We start from the raw sequence: 285 nt of genomic DNA on the forward strand, positions 1-285 counted from the left end.
GCCGGAGCCCGCAAGTTCTGCGGCTTTTCGTGCCGTATGCTTGTCAGTCACGCGTTCCGAGGCCGCGCGCTCGTTGCGGAGCCTCGCAATTTCGGACTTGAGTTGATCGATTTCGGATCGGGCTGTCTGAATGTCGGCCTGTTCTGCTACTCGCGCGCTTTTCTCATACGCGTATTCTTCAACGAGGCGACGAACATTAGCCCCAAACGAGACCAGTCCCGGATCGAACACTCGACGGCCAATAGCGGCAACGCGTTCGGCCTCGTGGGCAATACTGTACAGGTC

Annotated in this window: 1 protein-coding gene; it reads right to left on the minus strand. The window is 58.6% G+C overall.

Features of this window, described 5'->3' with window-relative positions; all coding sequences use genetic code 11:
• The coding region (locus AC1RPY_RS07825; protein WP_481763121.1) for a hypothetical protein at positions 1-285 on the minus strand (285 nt) is incomplete at both ends.

Source organism: Dellaglioa sp. CoH-56-MRSF-12 (assembly GCF_056782075.1).